At 47.4% G+C, this 1633-nt stretch carries 1 protein-coding gene; it reads right to left on the bottom strand.

What is annotated here, in order from left to right:
• Positions 1-365 precede the first annotated feature (365 nt).
• Positions 366-1633 (bottom strand): outer membrane protein transport protein (locus ACRC27_RS01710; RefSeq protein ID WP_438639030.1); only part of this gene is annotated, 1268 nt, incomplete at its 5' end.

The following is a 1633-nucleotide window of genomic DNA, read 5'->3' as shown; positions in this document are numbered from 1 at the left end:
ATTTATTAATTAAATGAAGTTTTATATCGAATCTCAGCGAATGCTTGTACGCTCAAATTGAATTTCAGCGTACAGCTGTTTTTCACGGTGTACGCTGAAATTGATTGATTTTAAAGCGGTTTTTAAGCGCGATGATGCTCATCACATGTCGATTCATAGAATCGCTGAGGTATTTTAGTTCGCTCAATAAGCTATCGATAGATCAAAATGAATGGGAATATTTTGCTGCCGCTGTGCGCCATTACGATGAGTTGATAGTAATGTTAAGCAGGAGTAGCAGGTACAAAAAAGCCGGTCATGATGACCGGCTTTTTAGCATTCAGAAAACATCCCCGAGAATGGAGGGATGTATCTGATACGCGATATTAGAAGGTGTAGTTCAGACCCACGCTGTACAGGTACGCATCACCCTTAGATTCAAATTGGGAAGATACTGGTCCAAAATCTTCTTTAAAGTTAGCCCCACGGCCATTCAGATACGCAAAGCCAGCATCAACGCTCAGGTTCTTATCGAACGCATAAGTGGTACCCAAGGTATACCATACACGATCTTGATCCGGGATAGAGATTGATGGGTGCTTGCTTGACGCTTTCTGGTCATAGGCGAAACCCGCACGGAAAGTCCACTCTGGGCTGTAGTAGTAAGTACCACCCAGTGCATAACGGTAAGCGGTTTCAAAGTTTTCGTCTTTCTGCAAGCATACGCTATCTTTACACTGGCTGCTGGTTGCTTTTAACTCTTTGAACGAATCCCAGCCGGTACGCATGATACCGTAGCTCAGAGCAAACTGTTGATTCAGACGGCTGTAGCCCGAAATTTCCCAGATATCAGGCAAATCCACTTTCAGATTGGCAGGAACGGTTTGGCTTGTTACACCACGGAAATCACCATCAAAGTCTAATTTGACTTTAGAACGATAGGTCAGTGCTAGACGGTTAGCTTCGTTGATTTCCCACATCGCTCCGATGTTCCAGCCAAACGCCCAAGTGTCACCCTTCAAGTAGGCAATTTCAGTTGATGCTGGAGCTTTATACAGAGGGTTTTTCTGAGGGCCATTAGCGCCAGGTAATGCAGGGACCTGAGTCAAAACACCGGCGTGACGAACCAATTCTGCATCCGCATATACCGCGTTTAAACCTAAACCTAAACTGAACTGTTGATTAACACGATAGGCCGCACTTAAGTTAGCGTTAACGGTCATCAGATCGGTTTTACCGCCTAAGAAGCCGGCACTGAAATCCGTTGGGAAGTCAGTAGCTAAGCCGTAGTTCGAGAACAGTGCACCACCCAGAGCCCATTGTTCATTTATTGGATAAATAACCGCGCCAAACGGCACGACCGCTGATGGTGCGATATCACTGGCATTGGCTGGAATTTTTAGTGGGCCGCCAGTAGTGCCGTTAACGTCTACTGCTGGATCGATATAGGTTAAACCACCAGAGATAGACGGCGCATCGAACATCATCATGGCGGCTGGGTTGCGGATCACGACGGCGGCGTTGTCGGCCACGGCACCTTCACCGGCGAAAGCACGACCCAGACCGGAAGCGGAGTGCTCACCAATCTGATAGCCGGCGGCGCTGGCATTGGCGGATAATAAGGCCACTGCGGTAGCCAGAGCTGATTTGGTTA

Source organism: Plesiomonas sp. (genome assembly GCF_051650925.1).
Taxonomy (GTDB): Bacteria; Pseudomonadota; Gammaproteobacteria; order Enterobacterales; family CAMTGL01; genus Plesiomonas.
This window is presented reverse-complemented; position numbering and strand designations above follow the sequence as displayed.